Source organism: Rhabdaerophilum sp., from assembly GCF_046092605.1.
Taxonomy (GTDB): Bacteria; Pseudomonadota; Alphaproteobacteria; order Rhizobiales; family Beijerinckiaceae; genus Rhabdaerophilum.
The window spans coordinates 1-3,013 of sequence record NZ_JBJTDY010000001.1; the positions used below are offsets into that span (position 1 = coordinate 1).

Annotated in this window: 3 protein-coding genes; all 3 read right to left on the reverse strand. The window is 59.0% G+C overall.

Annotated features, from left to right (window positions below; translation table 11 throughout):
* Positions 1 to 289: hypothetical protein (locus ACKODO_RS00005; RefSeq protein ID WP_408981401.1), on the reverse strand; the 289-nt coding region annotated here is incomplete at its 3' end.
* A gap of 10 nt (positions 290 to 299) precedes the next feature.
* Positions 300 to 1,088 carry an IS21-like element helper ATPase IstB gene (istB, locus tag ACKODO_RS00010; protein ID WP_408981403.1) on the reverse strand — a complete coding sequence of 263 codons (789 nt, stop codon included), beginning with the start codon at positions 1,086 to 1,088 and terminating at the stop codon, positions 300 to 302.
* 23 nt (positions 1,089 to 1,111) lie between these two features.
* The gene (istA, locus tag ACKODO_RS00015; RefSeq protein ID WP_408981402.1) at positions 1,112 to 2,650 is read right to left on the reverse strand and encodes an IS21 family transposase; all 1,539 of its coding nucleotides are present in this window, start codon (positions 2,648 to 2,650) and stop codon (positions 1,112 to 1,114) included.
* Positions 2,651 to 3,013: the final 363 nt, after the last annotated feature.

Sequence of the window (3,013 nt, forward strand, 5' to 3'; positions counted from 1 at the left end):
GTGCGCCGGTCAGGAAGCGGCAAGAGATCCTTGCGTTCAAGGTCGATCCGGCCGGCATGGCGTGCATTGCGCCTTGAAATGATCTCGTCAATGAACAGGCGATACGCGGACAGATCAGCAAAAGCCCTTGATCCGCGTAAATGTCAACAGCGGCGGAACATTGTTCCAGATAGCGGCGTAAAACTGTACCGGTCGGGTTGATAGAAAGGGCGCAATGAGCGCCCGGTGATGTGTTGTCTTTGCTGTGCCTGGGGCTCTGCGGAGCGAAGCGCAGCAGGGCTGCCGGCATAGCTTGTCGGTTATTTTGCGGGTTGGATTGATCCTTGCGGTTGGCGGCGATGTGCCTTTTTGCTGGTGGCGAGGCGGAAGCTTTCTCCGTTCATTTCCAGAATATGGACATGATGGGTGAGGCGGTCGAGCAGTGCCCCGGTGAGGCGTTCCGAGCCAAAGACGGAGGTCCATTCGTCGAATGGCAGATTGCTGGTGACCAGTGTGGCGCCGCGCTCGTAGCGCTGGGAGAATACCTCGAAGAGAAGTTCCGAGCCGACAGCAGTGAATGGCACATAGCCCAACTCGTCGACAATCAACAGCTTGACGCTGTTGAGGTGCTTTTGCAGGGCGCGCAGGCGGCGCTCGTCGCGCGCTTCCATCAACTCATGCACGAGGGCTGCTGCGGTGGTGAAGGCGACGGAGTAACCCTTCTGACAAGCCGCCAGTCCGAGAGCCAGGGCGATATGGGTCTTGCCCGTCCCTGATGGCCCGAGGCCGATGCAGTTCTGACGCTTCTCGATCCAGTCACAGCGGGCAAGTTCCAGCACCAAGGCCTTGTTGAGCGAAGGCTGGGCCTCGAAGTTGAAGGTATCGAGGCTCTTGGTCTGGGGGAAGCGGGCCAGCCTGATGCGCCGTTCAATATTGCGGCGATCGCGGTCGATGCGCTCCAGTTCGCACAGGCGCAGCAGGTAGCGTGGGTAGTCGGCCCGGTCCTGCGCTGATTCCATCGCCACCTTCTCGTACTCGCGGGCGAAGGTGGGCAGCTTCAATGCCCGGAAGTGATTGCCCAGCAGCACGGCTGGTGTCACCGAGGTCAGGACGGATGGTTCGTGCTGCATGCTCATGCCGGTAATCCTGCTGTGATTGTTGTTGATGCCGTGCCGACCAATCCCATGTATGCCCGCGGATCGGTAGTCTTCACCGTTGCCGATGGCAGATAGGGATAGAAGGTCAGATCGAGCCGGGCTGGCCGGCTCTCCAGCCGCGCCAGCAGCAACATCTTGATCGCGTCAAAGCTGATGGCGCCAAGGGCGAGAGCCTCGGACACAGCCTGCTCGACCTGGTGCTGATGGAAGCTCTCCATCAATCGGAGCACCTGGATGAACTCGCGCCGGCCGGGATGGCCCATGCGCAGGTCCAGCAAGCGCCGTAACCGATGGACGCTTTCGGCGAGAAGCCAGCCCTCAAGCGGAGCGGCCTGGTCCAGCGCCCGGCTCTTATGTTCCAGCAATGCCAGATAATGCAGTGGGTTGTAGACAAAATCCGCCGTGTCATAGCTTCTTGCATGCACGGCAATGGTCTCGGCATGGCAGGCGATCTCGACACGGTCGACATATCCTTTGACCAGCACGTCCCGGTGGCCAAACCGGGTTGGCACCGAGTAATCATTGTTCCGGTAGCGCACCAGCGACAGGGACGTGACCCGCGTCGCGATCTTGTGACAGGCATCATACGGTGCGGCCGGCAACGGCATGAAGGCCGCAATATCCGCCTGCATGCGCTCGGCAATGCTCATTGTCTGGCCCCGCAGGATCGCATGATGCCGCTTACGGCAGGCATCTTCCAACGTCGCGTTCAGCGCCTCAAAACTTGTCGCAACCGGAAGCGGTGTCATGAAGTTGCGGCGGGCGTAGCCGACCAGCCCTTCAACCTTGCCCTTGTCATTGCCCTTGGCCGGGCGGCCAAACTTGTCCTCGAACAGATAATGGCTCTGCAGCTCCGCGAACATCTGCGAGCGCGTGCGCCCGGTGATCCTGCTGCCATCGGACTTGATGATCTTGGCCACTGCAAGACGGGTGTTGTCGTACAGGATCGAGCCAGGCACGCCGCCAAAGAAGGCGAACGCCGCGACATGGCCATCGCAGAAGGCTTCCGCTGTCTCCGCTGGATAGGCCTTCACAAAGCAGCCATCCGACTGCGGCAGATCCATACAGAAGTAATGGAAGCGGACCTTCTTGCCACCGATATACCCGTCCGCCTCCCCGAAATCCGCCTGAGCGTGGCCAGGTGCGTGGCTCAGCGGAACAAACATCTCGCGCGAACGCAGCAGCACCTCGCCCACATACTCGCGTACCAGCGTGTAGCTGCCCGTGTAGCCTTCCTCATCCCGCAGTCGCTCAAACAGCCGCACCGCCGTGTGCCGCTGCTTCTTGTGGACGCTCCGGTCGTGCTCCAGAACGCGGTCAATCCAGCCATGGTGTGGCCCGAGCTTCGTCGACACCCGCCGCTCGCCACGACGATAGCCCGGCGGTACCGAAAATTGCAGCATCTTCCCGATCGTATTGCGGTGAACGCCAAACCGCCGCGCAGCTTCCCGCTGGCTCAGCCCATCCACCATCACCGCGCGCCGGATCTTGGCATAGAGTTCCACTGTGAACATCCTTCCAGACCCTCCCTGCCGATAATCATCGACAGAAGGGACTAAACGGACCGGTACACTTTTGCGCCGCTATCGCAGCAGCATAATCACCGGTTCAGTGGTACACTTTGCAGCCGCTGTTTATAACTTATTCATGATAGACAGCAACGGTGATTTTGAAATAAAATTCATCCCGATTAATAAAATTCCACAACATATAATCTACCCATATTACGACATGAATTTAATCCCAGCCGGATATGCACAGTGCGTAGAACGCCAAAATGCTATCTTGCAGTGCGTTCCCACTGAGACTACACCTCAGAAAGAATGCGTCCTTCTATGCGCCTCCAATGAACGTTAGGTGTTTGATCCCGGGCTTTG

Excerpts from the sequence above, each read along its gene's own strand:
- istA (WP_408981402.1), bottom strand. The coding sequence starts at position 2,650 with ATGTTCACAGTGGAACTCTATGCCAAGATCCGGCGCGCGGTGATGGTG.